Origin of the sequence: Burkholderia mycopellens, assembly GCF_964265025.1 — a bacterium.
Lineage (GTDB): Bacteria > Pseudomonadota > Gammaproteobacteria > Burkholderiales > Burkholderiaceae > Burkholderia.
The window spans coordinates 301,347-319,555 of the sequence record NZ_OZ183803.1 but is presented as its reverse complement, the minus strand read 5'-3'; the positions used below and the strand labels follow the sequence as shown (position 1 = coordinate 319,555).

The window sequence follows — 18,209 nt, the reverse complement described above, 5'->3', positions numbered from 1 at the left end:
CAGGATCCATTTCGAGATGGAACGAATTCTGGGTCCGGCAGACATTGGGATAAATGCCTATAATCCGGCAACACAATTCAACGCCCCCGAACAATCCGAGGCTGCGTTTACCCACGAGGTAGCGCAGCCTTGTCGTTCCGGAGGCTCATTAGATTGCGGAGGTTGTGATGGACCGGCTTCAGGCCATGCAGGTGTTTACTCGCGTCGTCGATACAAGCAGCTTCACCAAGGCAGCAGAAACGCTCAGCTTGCCGCGAGCGTCCGTCACGACGATCATCCAGAATCTCGAAGCATTCCTCGGTGTGCGGCTGATGCACCGGACCACCCGCCGGCTGTCGCTCACGCCGGACGGCGCCGCGTACTACGAACGATGCGTGCGGATCCTCGCGGACGTCGAGGAAACCGAGGCGAGCTTCCAGGCGAACAACCGGAAGCCGCACGGAAAGTTGCGTATCGACATGCCGGGTTCGATCGGACGGCTGCTCGTGATTCCGTCGCTGTGCGAATTTCATACGCGCTATCCGGACATCGACCTGCAGCTCGGCCTGTCCGACCGGCCGGTCGACCTGCTGCAGGAAGGGGTCGATTGCGTGATCCGCGTCGGCGCACTGCAGGACTCGTCGCTCGTCGCGCGCCGGGTCGGCCTGTTCGAATGCGTGACGGTCGCGTCGCCCGACTATCTCGAGCGCCACGGCGAGCCGCAGACGATCGACGACCTGAACCAGCACAAGGCCGTCAACTACTTCTCGAGCCGCACCGGCCGCACGATCGACTGGACGTTCCTGATCGAAGGCAAGGAAGTCGAGATGAAGATGGAAGGCATCGTGTCGGTGAACGACGCGGATGCGTACGTGACCTGCGGGCTCGAAGGCTTCGGGCTGATCCAGCCGCCGCTCTTCATGGTGCTGCCGCATCTGCGCGAAGGCCGGCTCAAGGAAGTGCTGCCCGGCGTCAAGCCGCTGCCGATGCCGATCTCGGTCGTGTATCCGCACAGCCGTCATCTGTCACCGAAAGTGCGCGTGTTTGTCGACTGGGTCGCCGAAGTGTTCGACCGCTGCCCGCTGCTGAGCGGCAAGGGCAGCCTCGACGCGACGTGCAGCAAGCGCACGTTCGAGGAAGCCGAGCGCGCACCGGCGCTCGACACGCCGGTCATCAACGAGTGGGTCGCGTAACGTCCGACCCGCGCGACTGAATCGCGCACCTGAACGACACGCGCGGGCTGCGAGGCCCGCGCGTTGCCCTGCCTCCGTGCCCCGTTTCCCGCCCGGCGCACCCGATCCTTCCCGAATCCGCAGCGAACCTTTGTGCGATGCGACGCAATCGTCCGCGTGCGTCGCCGCGCACCGTCGTCGCTCCCGTGCGAGGCCCGCTGCAAGCGGGTTCGAGCGATTTCCGCATAACCCTGCCGGGTGTACGGATGTCGATTGTTCCACTGACGCGACAATTCAATTCGCCTCCGCCGCATTTATCGCGACGGAACAGATACCTAGAGTAAACCCTGTCGCGCACCTCGTTGCGCATCGAACGGATCCCGCTTGATGGGACCGGAGTCAGCGCGCTGGCGCCAGCTCCGAAATGCCTTGCACGGGATCCGAGTCAGCGCTGAAGCGCTCACTCACATCGACACAGGAGTTTCGCCATGAACCGCCGCCATCTTCTCTCCGCCCTCGCCCTCACGCTCGCCGTGTCCGCACCGGCCTTCGCCGATTCGGGTACGCCGCATGCCGGCGACTACGGCAATACGTCGTGGTACTCGCAGCACTACGGCCCGCGCACGCGCGCCGAAGTCAGCGCGGAAGTCGAGCAAGCACGCAAGGACGGCACGCTCGCGTATCTGCGCAAGGCCAATTCGTATCCGCAAGGGCTCGAACTGGCACAAGGGGCGTATCGCTCGATGCCCGAAAGCAACCAGCTCGCCGGCGGAGGCCGGTAAACGCGCAACGCCGCGCAACGGGTTGCCCCGTGCGCGGCGTCGCGATTCCCCTATCGACGACTCGCCGAGTCAGTCAGTTGGATAGTGAATTGCAGGAGCACATGATGAACGATCAACTTCCTTCGCCGCTCGATCACTGGGACGACACCACGCCGGTGTGGACGCCGTTCCGTTCGGCCCCGCACGCACACTGATCGCCGGCTGGGTCGTCACCCGGCCTTTACCAGCGCGGCACCCCGTCGCGCCATTCGCCCCAGTGCGTCACGATGTCCTGAACGAGCGGATTGCCCGCGCGATACAGGTTTTCGGTCGCCGGGGCGAAGCCGTCTCCGAGCAGTGCCTGGGGCCCGCGAACGCTTGAGACACACAGCCGCAGCCGCGATCGCTGCGACACAATTTGTGACGTTAAACAAGCGAATTCCAGCGACTTGACCTTGGCCATGCGAGGCGCGTCGATTGACACAGGAAAAGTTGCCTGTTTGATCGCGTTTTACGTATTCGCGGGACCCCGATCAACCGTTCCGGGCAATGCGAGGCCGTCTCGATCTCGACTTCCGCCAGACCGCGTGTTTCGCAAAGAAATGCCTATTGGCTGGAGGAAGTGTGGGGCTTGTCGCGCCTTTATTCACACTTCCCAAGCTTCCTCCGTCGCCCCGATTCTTTTCGGCAACTCCATTGTCCGCACCGGGTACTTAGCATGAGCACTCCCAATGATGTTCATATGGAGAGCTCATATGACTGCGTCATCCAAAAGCGGCGAACGGAACGTCCACACACACCGAGCGGCCGTTCGAGACGGTGATCGAACGACGACTCGTGGCCGCGTCGTTGCCCACTCTTCCACGATATTCGACCATGGCAAGCATGTCGCGCTCAACGGAGATCGCGCGACATGCGGCAACTGCGAGGGAAGCTTCAGCATTTTCGGGACTGGCAAAGGATTGTTCGGGAACGGACGGGATGCCGTCGTCGACGGCGACCTGGTGATGTGCCCATGCGGAAGCAACCGTGTCATGGCCGGGCAGGATTCAAGCATTTTTCTTGCACACGGCCTCGGCTCCAGCCATCTGTCCACGGCCTCCCAAGCAGTTTCCTCCACCGGTGAGGTCTACGACGAGCAGTTTCAATTGATCGACCAGATCACCGGGCGCCCGTTAGCAAACGTCCGCTATCGCATTACTTCGGACACCAACCCTCACTCAACCATCCAGGGCATGACCGACGACGCCGGGCTGACGCGACGCGTCACCACCTTTGGCTACGGAAAGCTGCATCTGGACATCCAGGCACGTTGAATCTCGTGCGCCCGGGCATGCACCCCGCCACACGCCACGCCATCCCGCCTACATCAGGAAAACCGATGCCGCCTAGAAATTCCGATCCCGCGAATGACGAGGAATGGATCCGAGTCGCAACCGTACCGACCAATACGAAAACCGATTCCCGCGCCCCCACCTCACTATCACTCGACGGACCGCCGATATGTCCGAACATGACGGATTCAGCGTTCCGGAAGCGGATGCTTGAATTGCGAGACGATGCGGTTGCGATCACCCGGCAGCGCCAATTGGAAATGACGCGATGGTGGCCGTCCACGGAAGCACGCGTGATCGAATGGTTCGGCTCATCCCATGTCGATGTTCGACGCAGGCTGGCGTCGGGACTCGACGCGCTTGCCAGCGTGATGGCCGGCCTCGGCCCGGAAAACTTCGTTCGCACCGGCTCCGATGCCGACCGCGCGACAGGATGCCTTCCGAACATGAAGCATCTTGACGCCGAGGTTGCGCATGTTTGCCGTCCGGACACCGCGACACATACCATTGCCATCAATCTCCCGTTCTGCTCGCTACCCGAGCGATCGGCCGGCAATCTCTCCTCGCAGCAACTGACCATCGTTCACGAATGCGCCCATTTTGCTGACACGTTCGGTGCGGGCGACCATCCAGGGGCATACGGCCGCACGGCCTGTGCCCAGTTCGCGAGACATTATCCGGACATGGCGATCAGCAACGCAGACAACATCGCCTGGTTCATTCTGGCGCGTTAGATCGGAGCGACTCATGCGATATGCCATTGCCACACTGACTGCCGTCCTGTCACTCCCGATACAAGCCGATGCATGCAAGATCATGTTGACCGACAGCATGCAGTTACCGGTGAATTCGGTGGAAATCGGCAACAGCGACAGACTCTCCGTCGTCAGACACTACCTGTCCGCCAAGGAGTGGACGCGCGAGGGCACCTCAGTATCGATTGAGGCGACAGCCTACGATTGGGAAAAACAACCGGTTCAACTCGCACGACAACGCGGCGCACAGATGAAATCATTCCTCGTGCAACTCGGCATGGTGCCCGACGACATCCATGTCGGCGAGCGAATCGTGTCGCGCCGGAACGGCAAGCTCGATCCCGACGACGCAAAGCAGCTTTGGGTCCAGTTCGTTCCCAAGTGCCCGCCCGCAGGGTGCCAGAGCCTCTGCAATTCACCTGGCACACCGGGCGTCGCCAGTTATGCAGTGACACCCGAGACACCCGGCCCCCCGCCCGGCTCGAACCGCTTTACATGCGATGACGACAGAGAACCTGCACAGGCACGTTTCGTGACGTCCGAGCGCTGGACCGCTCGAACACGGAACCAAACGTTGTTTTTACTGGATGGCGACAAGAAGCCGCTGGCACGCATCTGCTATCGGATCAGCACCAGTGCAACGCAATACATCGGAATGACGGATGAGCGCGGTCAAACTGCAACCATGCAGCTATTGGGGCCTGAATATACGCGAATCGAACTCAAGCTCGCCCGGCCCACACGGTGATTTCCTGCGTCCGGTCGCTCCGGGCGACACAGCGTCACCCGGAGTTCTGCCACGCGCGGACGATCGAGCTGTTCCCACGCGTCGCTCGGTCAACTTACCGGCGCGGCACCCCGTCGCGCCATTCGCCCCAGTGCGTCACGATGTCCTGAACGAGCGGATTGCCCGCGCGGTACAGGTTTTCGGTCGCCGGGGCGAAGCCGCCCTGGTCCGCGTAGTTGAGCAGGTTGTCGGCACTCGTCTGCCCCGCATACGGCCGGTCGAAATCCGACCCGGTACGCAGCACCGCGACGCGCGACAGGTCGACCCGCTTCACGCTCGCCGCGCGCTTGAGCGCTTCATACGTCGCGTTGTCTTCCTGCGCGGTCATGCAGTACGTCCCCTTGCCGTCGGTCAGGATCTTCGTCCACTGGCGCGCGCGTTCGCCGATCAGTGTGCCCGAGAACCACGTGTTGCCCGACGACGTGTCGCACTGGATCACCGTCGGCGGCCGGTTCGCCGGCGCGTAGTTGAACTTCGCGCGTGCGGCCTGCGCCTGCGCGCTGTCGGCGAGCACGACGTTGCGCGACAGCGCGACCGCGGCGTCGGTCAGTTGCGGATTCAACTGGAACACTTCGGTGCGATAGTCGAGCGGCGGCTTGTCGTTCGGGCTCTTCGTGTTGATGCCCAGGAAGCCGGTATTCCAGCCGGCCGGAATCTCGCGTGCATCGAGTTCCCACTGCAGGCTGAAATCGACGAGGTACTTCGACCACGCGGCCGAACCGACCGTGCCTTGCGCGGGGTCGACGCCCGCGATGCCGGAGATCAGGAAGTACGTGCGGCGCAGATCGAAACGCTGCGAGAACGTGAGCGCCATGATCGTCGCCGACGCGTTCGCATAGCCCATGCCGGTCGTGACCACGCACACGTCCTGCTTGTTGCAATGCACGTTCGGGTAGTCGGGCGACAGACCGGGCACGGCAATGTCGCGCCACGGGCCGAGCCGGTCGAGCCAGGCCTGGCCCTCCGGACCGAACATCGTGATGATCATGACCTTGACCGGGCGGCCCTGTGCACCGGTCTCGGACAATGCAGTGTTGCCCGCGTTGTTGCCCTGGTTGTCCTGCGCGATCGACGGCGCGGTTGCGCAGGCTGCGAGCGAGAATGCGGCGGCGGAAAGAATGGAGCGAGTCAGCATCGGCGTTCCTTGTTTCGAGGATGTTGGGTGAGAACGGCTCTCGTAGACTGCGCGACGGAGTATAGAACGCGCGTGCCCGATGCGGAACCCGACTACGAAACGGCGCCGGTGCGTGGGTGCGGGTGTGGTGTGCGCGGAAATCGTGGCGGACATGCTCTCCGCACGACGACATACCGTCAGGAATACTATCCGGTTTATCGACACCGGCACGCCGATCGCCCCTGCATGCGCATCGCCCGGCGGACCGCTACAACCGCGCCAGCCCCGCCACCCCGTAACCCAGCACGACCAGCGCCGCGACCACATGGCTCGCCGCGAGGAGCCCCGGCGACTTCACGATCCGGCCGATCACGCCGCCGCCGAATGCGAACACGAGTTGCCCCGCGAGACTGCCCGCAAACACGCACGCGGCACCGAGCAGCCAGTGCCGATGCGCACCGGCGGCAGCCGTTGCATAGCCATAGAACAACAGGATCGTGAGCGGGTTCGCCAGCGTGACGAAGAACATCGATGCGAACGGGCGGCTGCCCGGCGGTCGAGCGTCGCCATCGAGCGTGCGGCGACGATCCCGCAGCGCCTGCCACAGCATCCGTGCCCCCATCGCGAGCAGCACGAGCGCACCGGCCAGACGAAACAGCGACAGATGCGCGGCGAGCGTGCTCGCGAGCATCGCGCCGAGCGTGAACGCGACGACCGCATAGCAGCCGTCGGCCGTCGCGACACCCACCGCCGCGCGCACGCCGCTCGCGGTGCCGGCGCGCATCCCGTAGTTCGCGATCATCAGTGCAACGGGCCCGACCGACAGCGCGATCATCAGCCCGAACAGGAAGTCGTTCATCGGTCGTCGATGTCTTCGATGAAAGGCATCGATTCCAGCGACCGAAAAATGATCCGGCGTGGCGCTTCGGCGTTACGCGACATCGACGCGCGCCGGCCCGTCCACCATCTCGCCGATCACGCCCGCGCGGTCGAAGCCGTCGGCACGAAAGCATGCGAGCACGTCGTCGACGGCATCGGGCGCGCACGCGACCAGCAAACCGCCCGACGTCTGCGGATCGGTCAGCAGCGCCTGCGCGACAGGCGGCAGCGTCGCGGCCAATCGCACGTCCGCGCCGTACGCGGCCCAGTTGCGACCCGACGCGCCGGTGAACACGCCATCCGCGACGAACGCCTCGACGCCCGCGAGCCACGGCAGCGACGCATAGTGCACGCGCGCGGTGAGGTGCGCGCCGCGCGCCAGTTCGAGCGTATGGCCGAGCAGCCCGAAGCCCGTGACGTCGGTCAGCGCATGCACGCCCGGCAGTGCGGCAAGCTCGGCGCCCGGCCGGTTCAGCTTGGTGGTCGTCGCGACCATCTGCGCATAACCCGCGGCATCGAGCTGGTTCTTTTTCAGCGCGGCCGACAGCACGCCGACGCCGAGCGGCTTGCCGAGCACCAGCACGTCGCCCGCGCGCGCCGCCGCATTGCGCTTCACGCGCGACGGATGCACGACGCCGATCGCCGCGAGCCCGTAGATCGGCTCGACCGAATCGATCGAATGGCCGCCGGCGACCGGAATGCCGGCGTCCGCGCACACCGATTCGCCGCCGCGCAGCACGGCCGCGATCGTCTCGTGCGGCAGCACGTTGATCGGCATGCCGACCAATGCGAGCGCGAGGATCGGCTTGCCGCCCATCGCATAGACGTCGGACAGCGCGTTGGTCGCGGCGATGCGGCCGAAGTCGAACGGATCGTCGACGATCGGCATGAAGAAGTCGGTGGTCGCGACGATCGCCTGCTCGTCGTTGAGGCGGTAGACGGCCGCATCATCGGACGTCTCGGTGCCGACCAGCAGATCCGGGAACAGCGCGGGCGGCGTCGCGCGCTTCAGCAGCTCGGACAGCACGCCCGGTGCAATCTTGCAGCCGCAGCCGCCGCCATGCGACAGGCTCGTGAGGCGCGGAACGGCAGGCTGGGCTTGAGTGGCTTCGGTCATTGTCGGCATCCGGTGAATAACAGCACTCCATTATCGACAATTCCATGCGAGCGCGCCCGATACCCACATAATGACGGCGCCCCTCCGCTCCCGCCCCTGTCCGCACCTTCGTTCATGGACCACCTCTTCATCGGCCTCGTGCTGTGCTCCGCATTGCTGCACGCCATCTGGAACGCCTTCCTCCACGTCAGCGAAGACCGGCTCGTCCAGCTCGGCACGATGTCCCTGCCGTATTTCGTGTTCGGCGTCGCCGGCGCCGCCCTGCTGCCCGCACCGGCGCCCGCCGCATGGCCGTATATCGCCGGGTCGGCCGCGCTCGAGGTTGCGTACTGCTTCACGCTGGCGCGCGCCTACCGCAGCGGCGAGTTCGGGCAGATCTACCCGATTGCGCGCGGGATCTCGCCGCTGCTCGTGTCGATGCTGGCGCTCGTATTCCTCCACGAACAGCCAACGCCGTTCGGCTTCGCAGGTATCGCGCTCGTGTCGTTCGGCATCATGTCGCTCGCGCTGCGGCGCGGCTTCCGGTTCTCCGGCGAAGGCGTGCCGTTTGCGCTGCTCACGGGCGTGTTCATCGCCGCGTATTCGATCTGCGACGGCATCGGCTCGCGCGTGTCCGGCAGCGCGCTCGGCTACATCGCGTGGGTGTACGTGCTGTGGAGCGTGCCGCAGTTCGTGCTGGTCTGCGCCGTGCGAGGCGGCCCGCGCGCGGTACTCGGCTCGCGCACCGCACTCGCGCAGGGCGCGATCGCCGGCACGATCTCGCTCGCGGCGTACGGGATCGTGATCCTCGCGTACCGGTACTTGCCGGTCGGGACGGTGTCGGCGCTGCGCGAAACGAGTTCGATCTTTGCCGTCGCGATCGGCTGGCTCGTGATGCGCGAGCGTCCCGGCGCGCAGCGGCTCGCCGCGTGCGCGCTGGTGGTCGCCGGCGCGGCGCTGATCCGGTTGTAAGCGGAAAGCGCCCCGCCCGCAGGCTGCTGCCGCGTCAGAACTTGTGGCGGATCCCCGTCACCGCGACGATCTGCGTGCGCGTGCTCGACGGATTCGAGATCCCTTCGATCGCGGCCACCGTGTTCGACGACGCACGCTGGTAGAACGCGTTCACGTAGATATCGGTGCGCTTCGACAGGAAATACTGCGCACCGACGCTAGTCTGCAGGTAGTGCGAGCTCGGCTTCGGCCCCTGCGACGCAAGCACCTGCGTATAGGTTTCGCCGAGCGCGAACTGCAGCGCGGGCGTCATCAGGTAGCGCACGCTGCCCTCGTAGTTGTTGAAGCGCATCGCGCCGCCCGTCTGCAGGTTGAACAGCGAGCTCGTGTACAGCAGCCCGAACGTCGCGGCCCCCCACGCATACGCGCCACCCGCGCCCCAGATCTGCTGGCGCGTCACGCCCTTGATGAACGTGTAGTAGTTGTCGGATGCCGCCGCGCCGGTGGTGTCGAGCGCCGGGTGATCGACGCGCACGTAGGCCGCGCCGAGCTGCAGCGGCCCGTTCTCGTAGCTCGTGCCGATACTCCACACGCGGTTTTGCGCGAACGACGTCGAGTTCGAGAAGCCGTACAGGCCGACCGCGCGCAGCCCGTACCAGGTGGGCGTCTGGTACTGCACCGAGTTGTTGGTGCGGAACGTGTTGTTCAGGTCGTCGGTATCGAACGGATGCAGCGCGTACTGCGTGAGCGCGGTGGTCGCGCCGATCTGCAGCGGCTCCAGCACTTCCTGCGCCGCGTTGTACTGGCGGCCCATCGTCAGCGTGCCCCAGCGGTCGTTCTCCAGCCCGACGTATGCCCGGCGACCGAACAGCCGGCCGCCCTGGCTCGCGGCGCCGCTCTCGATGTTGAAGCCGTTCTCGAGCCGGAACACCGCGCGCGTGCCGCCGCCGAGGTCCTCCTTGCCGAGCAGCCCGAAGCGCGTGCCCTGCTCGTTGCCGCCGGTCGCCTGCCACGCGGCGTGGCCGTTCTGGTTGTTCGTGTACGTGATCCCCGAATCGACCACGCCGTACAGCGTCACGCTCGACTGTGCGTGCGCGTGCATCGCACCGGCCGCCGTTGCGATACCCGCCAGCGCAACCACCATCCCTTTTCGCTTCATCTCCGACCCCTTTTATCGGTTGAATATGGAGAGCGATTTATTTCGCTCGAAACGAGTTTTATTGAATAAAACATCGTCTTATTTATTGTTGGATTTTGTGATTTGAAGCGTCAAGCGACGTCAAAAATCGTACGCGGGGGTCGAATTCACCTGAATCGCAAGGCGTTTCAAGGAATGAAACAAGCCCAATAATCACGGGCATGACAGGCCGATCAAGGCGCGCAATCCCGGTACTGCAAAAAGCCCTTGACCGCGATTTTCAGTCGTTGTGAAATATTGATACGTTGTTTTAATGATTAAAACATTCGAACGAGACGCCTCGAGAAACTAGGTAAAGAACCTGATCCCCATGCTGACGTTTAATTGCAACAACGCGACTGCCGGCGCATCGCCTGCCTATTTCGTCGCGACGCCGACGGTGCCGGCGCTGCCGATCGTCGTCGACTCGCCGCACAGCGGCATCGCGTATCCGCCGGACTTCGCAACCGTCGCACCCGACGACGCGATCCGCACGACGTGGGACGCGTACATCGACGAACTGTGGGCCGGCGCCCCTGCGCGCGGCGGCACGCTGCTCGGCGCGACGTTTCCGCGCGCGTACATCGATCCGAACCGTGCGGAAACCGATATCGACGCGACGCTGCTCGCCGAGCCGTGGCCCGAGCCGCTGTCGCCGCAGCCGTACACGCAGCGCGGGATGGGGCTGATCCGGCGCGACGCGCTGCCCGGCGTGCCGCTGTACGACCGCAAGCTGTCGCTCGCGGAGGTACGCCACCGGATCGACGCGTACTACCTGCCGTACCGCCGCGCGCTCGCCGGCATCGCCGAGCCGCTGCATGCGGCGCACGGCGCGCTGTGGCACATCGACTGCCATTCGATGAAGTCGCGCGGCAACGCGATGAACGTCGACGCGGGTGCGTTGCGGCCGGACGTCGTCGTCAGCGACCGGCGCGGCACGACCGCCGATCCGGCGTTCACCGAGTGGACCGCGCAATGGTTCGCCGGCGCCGGCTATCGCGTGCAGGTCAACGACCCGTATCAGGGCGGCGACCTGCTGACCGCACTCGCCGATCCCGCACGGCAGCGCCACGGCATCCAGATCGAATTCAACCGCGCGCTGTACATGGACGAGGCCGCATTCGCGAAACATGCAGGCTTCGCCACGCTGAAGCGCTCGGTCGACGCGTACCTCGACGCACTCGCCGATTACGTCCGCGCGCGCATCGCACCGCAGGGAGGCCCCGCATGACGACCTACATCGTCGACGCCGTCGACAGCGCGCTGAAGCTGCTGACCTACGTGGCCGAGCATCCGAACCTCGGCGTGACCGAGCTCGCATCGCAGCTCGGCATCAACAAGTCGCGCACGTACCGGATGCTGTGCACGCTTGAACTGCATCGCTTCGTCGTGCAGGACCCGCGCACGTCCACCTATGCGCTCGGCCCGCAGGCGTTCGTGATCGGCGTGGCCGCGTCGCAGCAGAACGCGCTCGTGCGCGCCGCGCACCGGCACATGCTCGCGCTCAACCAGGCGATCAACGAGACCATCGTGCTGCGCGTGCGCGAAGGGCTCGAATCGGTGTGCGTCGCGCGCTGCGAAACGACGCACGCAGTGCGCACCGTCGGCGCGGTCGGCAATCGCCGGCCGATCCATTTCGGCGCATCGGGCAAGGTGCTGCTCGCATTCGCGCCCGACGCGGTGCGCGACGAATATCTCGCGCAACTGCGCCGGGACGGGCAGGCCGACGACCCGGCGAAGCTCGCCGGCGAACTCGACGCGGTCGCGCGCAAGGGCTACGCGGTGAGCAGCGGCGAAGTGACGCCCGGCGCGGTCGGGATCGCCGTGCCGGTGCGCGACCTGACAGGCGCGACGGTCGCCTCCGTCAGCGTGACGGGGCCCGAGGTGCGCGTGAGCCACGCCGACATTCCCGACTATCTCGAACGCCTGCAGGCATGCAGCCTCGCCATTTCCGCCGAACTCGGCTACGTCCCGGCGCGCGCCGCGCTGCAACCGGCCTGACGGCCCGCTTCTTCTTCGACGAGGATTCGATGTCCGCCCCTTCCCCGAACCCGGCCGGCGCGCACGGCGCCGACACCCCCGCACTCGCGGCTGACGATCCGGCGGCCGGCGTTCCGGCCGCGCCCGCCGGTCACGCGCCGCATCCGCACGGCAAGATGCTGCATCCCGTCGTGATGATGCTGTGGGTGCTCGCCGCGGCGATTGCGCTCACGTGGGTCGTCGACTCGGGCCAGTTCGCGCGCGACGGCCGGCTCGTCGTGCCGGGCACCTATCACGTGGTGCCGAAGACCACCGCCCCCGCGACGCTCGTCGCGCCGGCCGTCAGTCACAGCACCTCCGCTCAAGCGCTGCCGGCAAGCCTCGTTTCGGCGTTCGTCGCGGTGCCGCAAGGGCTGCTGAAGAACGCGCCGCTGATCGTGATGGTGATGTTCGTCGGCGGGATGTTCGGGGTGATGCGCCGCACCGGCGTGGTCGACGCGGGCATCGACCGGCTGCTGCTGCTCACCGGCAACAACGCATACCTGCTGACACCGATGCTGATGATCCTGATCGGGCTCGGCAGTACGCTGCTCGGCTTCATCTCCGAGTACCTCGTGATCATTCCGATGGTGGTCGTGATCGCGCGGCGCCTGGGTCTCCCGGACCTGTTCGCGGTCGCACTCGTCGCGCTCGCCGCGAAGATCGGCTATATCGCGTCGGTCACGAACCCGCTCGCGCTGGCCGTCGCGCAGCCGCTCGTCGGCGTGCCGCTGTTCAGCGGCGTCGCGCTGCGCGCGGTCGTATTCGTCGTATTCCTGACGATCGGCATCCTGTACCTGCTGCGCTACGTGCGCAACACCGGCTATCGGGCCGGGCAGACCGCCGCGGGCCATGCCGCGCACGCGGCCGCGAAGCTGTCGCTGCGCCACAAGGCGACGCTGGCCGTGTTCGCCGCCGCCGTCGCGATGCTGATCTACGGCACGCGCGAGCTGAAGTGGGGCAACGTCGAGCTGGCGGCGTTCTACACGGCCGTGAGCATCGCGACGGCCATCATCGGCGGGCTCGATTCGCGCAGCGCGGCCGACGCGTTCGTCGACGGGATGAAGAACATGATGCTCGCCGCGCTGCTGATGGGGCTCGCCGCTTCCGTCGAACTGCTGCTGCAGAACAGCCTCGTGCTCGACACGCTGATCCACTTCTTCACGCGGCTCGCGGACGGGCAGTCGCCGGTGTGGGTCGCGAACGGGCTGATGGGCGTGCAGATGGTGCTCGACGTGTTCATTCCGTCGGTGTCGGGCAAGGCCGCGGTCAGCATGCCGATCATCGGGCCGATCGCGCAGCTCTCGGGCGTGAGCGGCCAGACGTCGGTGCTCGCGTTCGTGCTGGGCGGCGGATTGACGAACCTCGTCACGCCGACGTCCGGAATGCTGCTCGCGTACCTGGCCACGGCGCGCGTCGATTTCGGCGCGTGGATCCGCTTCGTGCTGCCGCTGTTCCTGACGCTGCTCGCGCTGTCGTGCGTCGTGCTGACGTTCGCGGTGTGGATCGGGTATTGAGATTCGCGGCAGGCAGTGCAGGACGCGCATGCTCTCCCGGCCATCGAGCGAGCATGACGCCGTCCGGCCTCGATGGCGGCGGCGACCATCGCCACGCAATGCCGCAACCGCAGGCGCCGTTCAGGCCACCTCGACCGCCTTGCCAAACGCCCGCTCGTCGATCGCCTCGGCGAGCGTCGCGAACGCGGTCGCGATCTCGTCCTCCGGCACGCACGCATAGCCGAGCAGCAACCCCGGTGCCGCACGTTCGCGGTCCGCGTAATACCCCGACAACGGCCGCACGACGATATTGCGTTCGAGCGCGGCCTGCGCGACCGCGCGATCGTCGACGCCTTCCGGCAACTGCGTGACCAGATGCAGCCCCGCATCGCTGCCGAGCGCGTGCAGCGTGTCACCGTAGCGTTGCGCGACCGCGTCGAGCAGCACCTCGCGGCGCTGCCCGTACAGCGTGCGCATCTTGCGGATATGCGACACGAAGTGCCCTTCCGCGATGAATTCGGCGAGCACCGCCTGCTGCAGCAGCTGCCCTTCGCGATACAGTTCGGCGCTCGCGGTCGCGAAGCTTTCCGCGAGCGGCTCGGGCGCGACCAGGTAACCGACCCGCAGCCCCGGGAACAGCGTCTTGCCGAAGCTGCCGACATAGATCACCTGCCCGGCGGTATCGAGCCCCTGCAGCGACGCGAGCGGCCGGCTGCCGTAGCGGAATTCGCTGTCGTAGTCGTCCTCGATGATCCAACAGCCGTGCTGGCGCGCGTATTCGAGCAGCATCCGCCGCCGCGCGAGACTCATCACCATCCCGAGCGGATACTGGTGCGACGGCGTGACGAGCATCAACTTCGGCGGCTCGGCGAGATCGGCGGCGCTCGGCGCGATCCCTTCGTCGTCGACCGGAATCGGCCGCGTCGTCAGCCCCGACACGTTCAGCACGCTGCGCACGCCCCAGTAGCACGGATCCTCGGTCCAGATCGCGTCGCCCGGATCGGTCAGCAGCCGCACCGCCAGGTCGATCGACTGGTGGATGCCGGTCGTGATCACGATCTGCTCGGGCGTGCAGCGCACCGAGCGCGACGTGCGCAGGTAGTCGGCCAGCGCCTCGCGCAGCAGTGCGAGGCCGCCGCCCGGCGCGTAGGTCAGCAGGTCGGGGCGCAGCCGCCGCCAGTATTTGTTGTGCAGCCGCGTCCACACACGCGCCGGAAATCGCGACACATCGGGCACGCCCGGCATGAACGCGCCGCCCTGCCGTTTCGACACGCCGGCCCCTTCGACGAGCCGCGTGCCGCGCGCGGACAGCCGCCGCACGGACGGCTGCACGAACGCCGGGCGAGTCGTGGCCGCGTCGGGCGGCGCGCCGACGATCTCGTCCGGCGCGCTGTCGGCGACGAACGTGCCGCGGCCGGTCGCCGAGTTCACATAGCCTTCGAGCGCAAGCTGTTCGTAAACCTGCGTGACCGTGTTGCGCGCGATCCCGAGCTCGGCGGCCAGCAGCCGCGACGACGGCACGCGCGTGCCGGCCGGCAGTTCGCGCGACAGGATCGCCTGTTGCAGCAGCCGGTGAAGCTGCCGGTAGATCGGCTGCTCGCCGCCGCGCACGAGGCGCTGCGCGAGCCAGTCCGACAACACGCTCGCGCGCATGATTGGCTCCTGAATATTTATTGAAATGGCTCTGATTGCCAGAGCCAAATGTGATTATAGTCGCCTCCATGGGCTGTCGAAGCGCCCGATTTTCTACTCACCGGACAGAACATCAAGGAGATGACCGTGAAGAATGCCGACCTGCAGGCCCGCAAGAACGCCGCCACCCCGCGCGGCGTCGGCGTGATGTGCGATTTCTACGCAGCCCGCGCCGAGAACGCGGAGCTGTGGGATGTCGAAGGCCGCCGTTTCATCGATTTCGCCGCCGGCATCGCGGTGCTGAACACCGGCCACCGCCACCCGAAGATCGTCAAGGCGATCGCGGATCAGCTGAACAACTTCACGCACACCGCTTACCAGATCGTCCCGTACGCGTCGTACGTCGAGCTGGCCGAGAGGATCAACGAACGTGCGCCGGGCGATTTCCCGAAGAAGACCGCGTTCTTCACGACCGGCGCCGAAGCCGTCGAGAACGCGATCAAGATCGCGCGCGCCGCCACCGGCCGCCCGGGCGTCATCGCGTTCTCGGGCGGCTTCCACGGCCGCACGATGATGGGCATGGCGCTGACCGGCAAGGTCGCCCCGTACAAGCTGAACTTCGGCCCGTTCCCGGGCGACGTGTTCCACGCCCCGTACCCGAACGCCGTGCACGGCGTGACGACCGCCGACTCGATCAAGGCGATCGAGATGCTGTTCAAGGCCGACATCGATCCGAAGCGCGTCGCCGCGATCATCTTCGAACCGGTCCAGGGCGAAGGCGGCTTCAACCCGGCGCCGGCCGAATTCGTGCGTGCGCTGCGCAAGATCTGTAACGAACACGGCATCCTGCTGATCGCCGACGAAGTGCAGACGGGCTTCGCGCGTACCGGCAAGCTGTTCGCGATGCAGCACTACGACGTGCTGGCCGACCTGATCACGATGGCGAAGAGCCTCGCGGGCGGCATGCCGCTGTCGGGCGTCGTCGGCCGTGCGGACGTGATGGACGCGGCAGCGCCCGGCGGCCTCGGCGGCACGTACGCGGGCAACCCGCTGGCCGTCGCCTCGGCACACGCGGTACTCGAGATCATCGACGAAGAGAAGCTGTGCGAACGCGCGACGCAACTCGGCGACGTGCTGAAGGCGAAGCTGAACGCGCTGCAGGCCGACGTGCCGCAGATCGCCGACGTGCGCGGCCCGGGCGCGATGATCGCGGTCGAGTTCCTGAAGCCGGGCTCGGGCGAGCCGGATGCGGAATTCACGAAGCGCGTGCAGGCGCGTGCGCTCGAGCGCGGCCTGCTGCTGCTCGTGTGCGGCGTGTACTCGAACGTCGTGCGCTTCCTGTTCCCGCTGACGATCCCGCAAGCCGTGTTCGACGAAGCGCTCGTGATCCTCGAGGAAGTGCTGAAGGAAACGGTCGGCGTGCCGGCCTGAGTTTCCGTCGACTTCTCCATTGAATGCGCCGCCGCCGTCTTTACGACGGCGGCGGCCGTTTCATCCGTCCTTTTCGAAGCAGGTGATTCACATGAACACGGTTCAGGAAACCCTGGCACTGAAAGACCCGTCGCTGTTCCGCCAGCAGGCGTACGTCAACGGCGAATGGCAAGGCGCGACGAACGGCGAGACGTTCGAGGTCCGCAACCCGGCAACGGGTGGCCTGCTCGGCACGGTGCCGGCGATGGGCGCGGCCGAGACGCGTCACGCGATCGAAGCCGCGAACGCCGCGTGGCCGGCATGGCGCAAGAAGACCGCGAAGGAACGCGCGGTCGTCCTGCGCAAGTGGCACGACCTGATGATGGAAAACGCCGACGACCTCGCGCTGATCCTCACCACCGAGCAGGGCAAGTCGCTGGCTGAAGCGAAAGGCGAGATCGGCTATGCCGCATCGTTCCTCGAGTGGTTCGCGGAAGAAGGCAAGCGCGTGTACGGCGACACGATCCCGACGCCGGCGAGCGACAAGCGCATCGTCGTGACGAAGGAAGCGATCGGCGTGTGCGCGGCGATCACGCCGTGGAACTTCCCGGCCGCGATGATCACGCGCAAGGTCGGCCCGGCACTTGCCGCAGGCTGCCCGATCGTCGTGAAGCCGGCCGAGGCGACGCCCTTCTCCGCGCTCGCGATGGCCGTGCTGGCCGAGCGCGCGGGCGTGCCGGCCGGCGTGTTCAGCGTCGTCACGGGCGACCCGAAGGCGATCGGCGGCGAACTGACGTCGAACCCGATCGTGCGCAAGCTGTCGTTCACCGGCTCGACGCCGGTTGGCCGCCTGCTGATGTCGCAATGCGCGGCGACGGTCAAGAAGGTGTCGCTGGAGCTCGGCGGCAATGCCCCGTTCATCGTGTTCGACGATGCCGACCTCGACGCCGCCGTGCAGGGCGCGATCGCGTCGAAGTACCGCAACAGCGGCCAGACCTGCGTGTGCACGAACCGCTTCTACGTCCATGAAGCCGTGTACGACCAGTTCGCGCAGAAGCTCGCGGCAGCCGTCGGCCAGCTGAAGGTGGGCCGCGGCACGGAGCCGGGCGTCACGCAGGGTCCGCTGATCAACGAAGCGGCCGTGTTGAAGGTCGAGACGCACATCGAGGACGCGCTCGCGAAGGGTGCGACCGTCGTGACGGGCGGCAAGCGCCACGCGCTCGGCCACGGCTTCTTCGAGCCGACCGTGCTGACAGGTGTCACGCCGGCGATGAAGGTCGCGAAGGAGGAGACGTTCGGGCCGCTCGCGCCGCTGTTCAAGTTCGGCAGCGACGATGAAGTGATCCGCCTCGCGAACGACACCGAGTTCGGCCTCGCCGCGTACTTCTACAGCCGCGACATCGGCCGCGTGTGGAAGGTCGCCGAAGCGCTCGAATACGGGATGGTCGGCGTGAACACGGGCCTGATCTCGAACGAAGTCGCACCGTTCGGCGGCGTGAAGCAATCGGGCCTCGGCCGCGAAGGCTCGCACTACGGCATCGACGACTACGTCGTGATCAAGTACCTCTGCCTCGCCGTCTGACGTAACGGTTCAGGGCCTGCCGCTTCGGCGACGGGCCCTGACCGCCCGGCCGGAACCGGGCGGTC

At 66.2% G+C, this 18,209-nt stretch carries 16 protein-coding genes and 1 pseudogene; 11 read left to right on the top strand and 6 right to left on the bottom strand.

Going from position 1 to position 18,209, the window contains the following annotated elements; translation table 11 throughout:
- The first annotated feature begins 167 nt into the window (after positions 1–167).
- Positions 168–1,172 carry a putative multidrug efflux transcriptional regulator CeoR gene (ceoR, locus tag ACPTTC_RS19780; RefSeq protein WP_226197458.1) on the top strand — a complete coding sequence of 335 codons (1,005 nt, stop codon included), beginning with the start codon at positions 168–170 and terminating at the stop codon, positions 1,170–1,172.
- Between the two features lie 467 nt (positions 1,173–1,639).
- Positions 1,640–1,933 carry a DUF4148 domain-containing protein gene (locus ACPTTC_RS19775; RefSeq protein ID WP_226197457.1) on the top strand — a complete coding sequence of 98 codons (294 nt, stop codon included), beginning with the start codon at positions 1,640–1,642 and terminating at the stop codon, positions 1,931–1,933.
- A gap of 220 nt (positions 1,934–2,153) precedes the next feature.
- Here the strand turns inward: ACPTTC_RS19775 and ACPTTC_RS19770 are convergent.
- Positions 2,154–2,258, bottom strand: a pseudogene (locus tag ACPTTC_RS19770) (hypothetical protein); the annotation flags it as partial.
- 409 nt (positions 2,259–2,667) lie between these two features.
- On the opposite strand from ACPTTC_RS19770, the gene ACPTTC_RS19765 reads away from it, so the two are divergent.
- The 3 genes from ACPTTC_RS19765 to ACPTTC_RS19755 all read left to right on the top strand — a co-directional run bounded on the left by ACPTTC_RS19765 (position 2,668) and on the right by ACPTTC_RS19755 (position 4,749).
- A complete protein-coding gene (locus ACPTTC_RS19765; protein ID WP_423393577.1) occupies positions 2,668–3,228 on the top strand; it encodes a PAAR domain-containing protein in 561 nt (186 codons plus the stop codon).
- 197 nt (positions 3,229–3,425) lie between these two features.
- On the top strand, positions 3,426–3,980 hold the full coding sequence (locus ACPTTC_RS19760) for a M35 family metallo-endopeptidase (protein WP_423393576.1): 555 nt from the start codon (positions 3,426–3,428) through the stop codon (positions 3,978–3,980).
- A gap of 13 nt (positions 3,981–3,993) precedes the next feature.
- Positions 3,994–4,749 (top strand): hypothetical protein, encoded by a 756-nt coding sequence (locus ACPTTC_RS19755; protein ID WP_423393575.1) that lies wholly within the window; start codon positions 3,994–3,996, stop codon positions 4,747–4,749.
- Between the two features lie 94 nt (positions 4,750–4,843).
- Here the strand turns inward: ACPTTC_RS19755 and ACPTTC_RS19750 are convergent, their stop codons facing one another.
- The 3 genes from ACPTTC_RS19750 to selD form a co-directional block, all read right to left on the bottom strand.
- Positions 4,844–5,923 (bottom strand): purine-nucleoside phosphorylase, encoded by a 1,080-nt coding sequence (locus ACPTTC_RS19750; protein ID WP_423393574.1) that lies wholly within the window; start codon positions 5,921–5,923, stop codon positions 4,844–4,846.
- 247 nt (positions 5,924–6,170) lie between these two features.
- Entirely contained in the window at positions 6,171–6,761 is a 591-nt protein-coding gene (locus tag ACPTTC_RS19745) for a LysE family translocator (RefSeq protein WP_423393573.1), read from the bottom strand.
- A 72-nt stretch (positions 6,762–6,833) separates the two neighbouring features.
- Complete coding sequence (gene selD, locus ACPTTC_RS19740) at positions 6,834–7,898, bottom strand: selenide, water dikinase SelD (RefSeq protein WP_423393572.1); 1,065 nt, start codon at positions 7,896–7,898, stop codon at positions 6,834–6,836.
- A 114-nt stretch (positions 7,899–8,012) separates the two neighbouring features.
- Here selD and ACPTTC_RS19735 point away from each other — a divergent pair, with 114 nt between their 5' ends.
- Positions 8,013–8,849 carry an EamA family transporter gene (locus tag ACPTTC_RS19735; RefSeq protein WP_423393571.1) on the top strand — a complete coding sequence of 279 codons (837 nt, stop codon included), beginning with the start codon at positions 8,013–8,015 and terminating at the stop codon, positions 8,847–8,849.
- A 34-nt stretch (positions 8,850–8,883) separates the two neighbouring features.
- On the opposite strand, the gene ACPTTC_RS19730 is transcribed toward ACPTTC_RS19735, so the two are convergent.
- Positions 8,884–9,987 (bottom strand): porin, encoded by a 1,104-nt coding sequence (locus ACPTTC_RS19730; RefSeq protein WP_423393570.1) that lies wholly within the window; start codon positions 9,985–9,987, stop codon positions 8,884–8,886.
- A gap of 349 nt (positions 9,988–10,336) precedes the next feature.
- Between ACPTTC_RS19730 and ACPTTC_RS19725 the strand changes: the two genes are divergently transcribed.
- The 3 genes from ACPTTC_RS19725 to ACPTTC_RS19715 are packed head-to-tail and all read left to right on the top strand — an operon-like array spanning position 10,337 to position 13,541.
- Positions 10,337–11,236, top strand: a complete 900-nt coding sequence (locus ACPTTC_RS19725; RefSeq protein ID WP_423393569.1) for an N-formylglutamate amidohydrolase — start codon at positions 10,337–10,339, stop codon at positions 11,234–11,236.
- Positions 11,233–12,006: an IclR family transcriptional regulator gene (locus tag ACPTTC_RS19720; protein ID WP_423393568.1), complete on the top strand. Its 774-nt coding sequence runs from the start codon at positions 11,233–11,235 to the stop codon at positions 12,004–12,006. The genes ACPTTC_RS19725 and ACPTTC_RS19720 overlap by 4 nt, the downstream gene beginning before the upstream one ends.
- 29 nt (positions 12,007–12,035) lie before the next feature.
- Positions 12,036–13,541: an SLC13 family permease gene (locus tag ACPTTC_RS19715; protein WP_423393567.1), complete on the top strand. Its 1,506-nt coding sequence runs from the start codon at positions 12,036–12,038 to the stop codon at positions 13,539–13,541.
- 120 nt (positions 13,542–13,661) lie between these two features.
- Here ACPTTC_RS19715 and ACPTTC_RS19710 read toward each other — a convergent pair whose 3' ends face one another.
- Positions 13,662–15,173 carry a PLP-dependent aminotransferase family protein gene (locus ACPTTC_RS19710; protein WP_423393566.1) on the bottom strand — a complete coding sequence of 504 codons (1,512 nt, stop codon included), beginning with the start codon at positions 15,171–15,173 and terminating at the stop codon, positions 13,662–13,664.
- A gap of 120 nt (positions 15,174–15,293) precedes the next feature.
- Here ACPTTC_RS19710 and ACPTTC_RS19705 point away from each other — a divergent pair, with 120 nt between their 5' ends.
- Together ACPTTC_RS19705 and gabD are read left to right on the top strand one after the other, a co-directional pair.
- Positions 15,294–16,583, top strand: a complete 1,290-nt coding sequence (locus ACPTTC_RS19705) for a 4-aminobutyrate--2-oxoglutarate transaminase (protein ID WP_423393565.1) — start codon at positions 15,294–15,296, stop codon at positions 16,581–16,583.
- Between the two features lie 91 nt (positions 16,584–16,674).
- On the top strand, positions 16,675–18,144 hold the full coding sequence (gabD, locus tag ACPTTC_RS19700; protein ID WP_423393564.1) for an NADP-dependent succinate-semialdehyde dehydrogenase: 1,470 nt from the start codon (positions 16,675–16,677) through the stop codon (positions 18,142–18,144).
- Positions 18,145–18,209: the final 65 nt, after the last annotated feature.

Coding starts and splice junctions, on each gene's coding strand:
- selD (WP_423393572.1), bottom strand. CDS start 7,898: ATGACCGAAGCCACTCAAGCCCAGCCTGCCGTTCCGCGCCTCACGAGC.
- ACPTTC_RS19765 (WP_423393577.1), top strand. CDS start 2,668: ATGACTGCGTCATCCAAAAGCGGCGAACGGAACGTCCACACACACCGA.
- ACPTTC_RS19755 (WP_423393575.1), top strand. CDS start 3,994: ATGCGATATGCCATTGCCACACTGACTGCCGTCCTGTCACTCCCGATA.
- ACPTTC_RS19705 (WP_423393565.1), top strand. CDS start 15,294: ATGACCGTGAAGAATGCCGACCTGCAGGCCCGCAAGAACGCCGCCACC.
- ACPTTC_RS19745 (WP_423393573.1), bottom strand. CDS start 6,761: ATGAACGACTTCCTGTTCGGGCTGATGATCGCGCTGTCGGTCGGGCCC.
- ACPTTC_RS19735 (WP_423393571.1), top strand. CDS start 8,013: ATGGACCACCTCTTCATCGGCCTCGTGCTGTGCTCCGCATTGCTGCAC.
- ACPTTC_RS19710 (WP_423393566.1), bottom strand. CDS start 15,173: ATGCGCGCGAGCGTGTTGTCGGACTGGCTCGCGCAGCGCCTCGTGCGC.
- ACPTTC_RS19775 (WP_226197457.1), top strand. CDS start 1,640: ATGAACCGCCGCCATCTTCTCTCCGCCCTCGCCCTCACGCTCGCCGTG.
- ACPTTC_RS19725 (WP_423393569.1), top strand. CDS start 10,337: ATGCTGACGTTTAATTGCAACAACGCGACTGCCGGCGCATCGCCTGCC.
- ACPTTC_RS19720 (WP_423393568.1), top strand. CDS start 11,233: ATGACGACCTACATCGTCGACGCCGTCGACAGCGCGCTGAAGCTGCTG.
- ACPTTC_RS19715 (WP_423393567.1), top strand. CDS start 12,036: ATGTCCGCCCCTTCCCCGAACCCGGCCGGCGCGCACGGCGCCGACACC.
- gabD (WP_423393564.1), top strand. CDS start 16,675: ATGAACACGGTTCAGGAAACCCTGGCACTGAAAGACCCGTCGCTGTTC.
- ACPTTC_RS19750 (WP_423393574.1), bottom strand. CDS start 5,923: ATGCTGACTCGCTCCATTCTTTCCGCCGCCGCATTCTCGCTCGCAGCC.
- ACPTTC_RS19760 (WP_423393576.1), top strand. CDS start 3,426: ATGACGGATTCAGCGTTCCGGAAGCGGATGCTTGAATTGCGAGACGAT.
- ceoR (WP_226197458.1), top strand. CDS start 168: ATGGACCGGCTTCAGGCCATGCAGGTGTTTACTCGCGTCGTCGATACA.
- ACPTTC_RS19730 (WP_423393570.1), bottom strand. CDS start 9,987: ATGAAGCGAAAAGGGATGGTGGTTGCGCTGGCGGGTATCGCAACGGCG.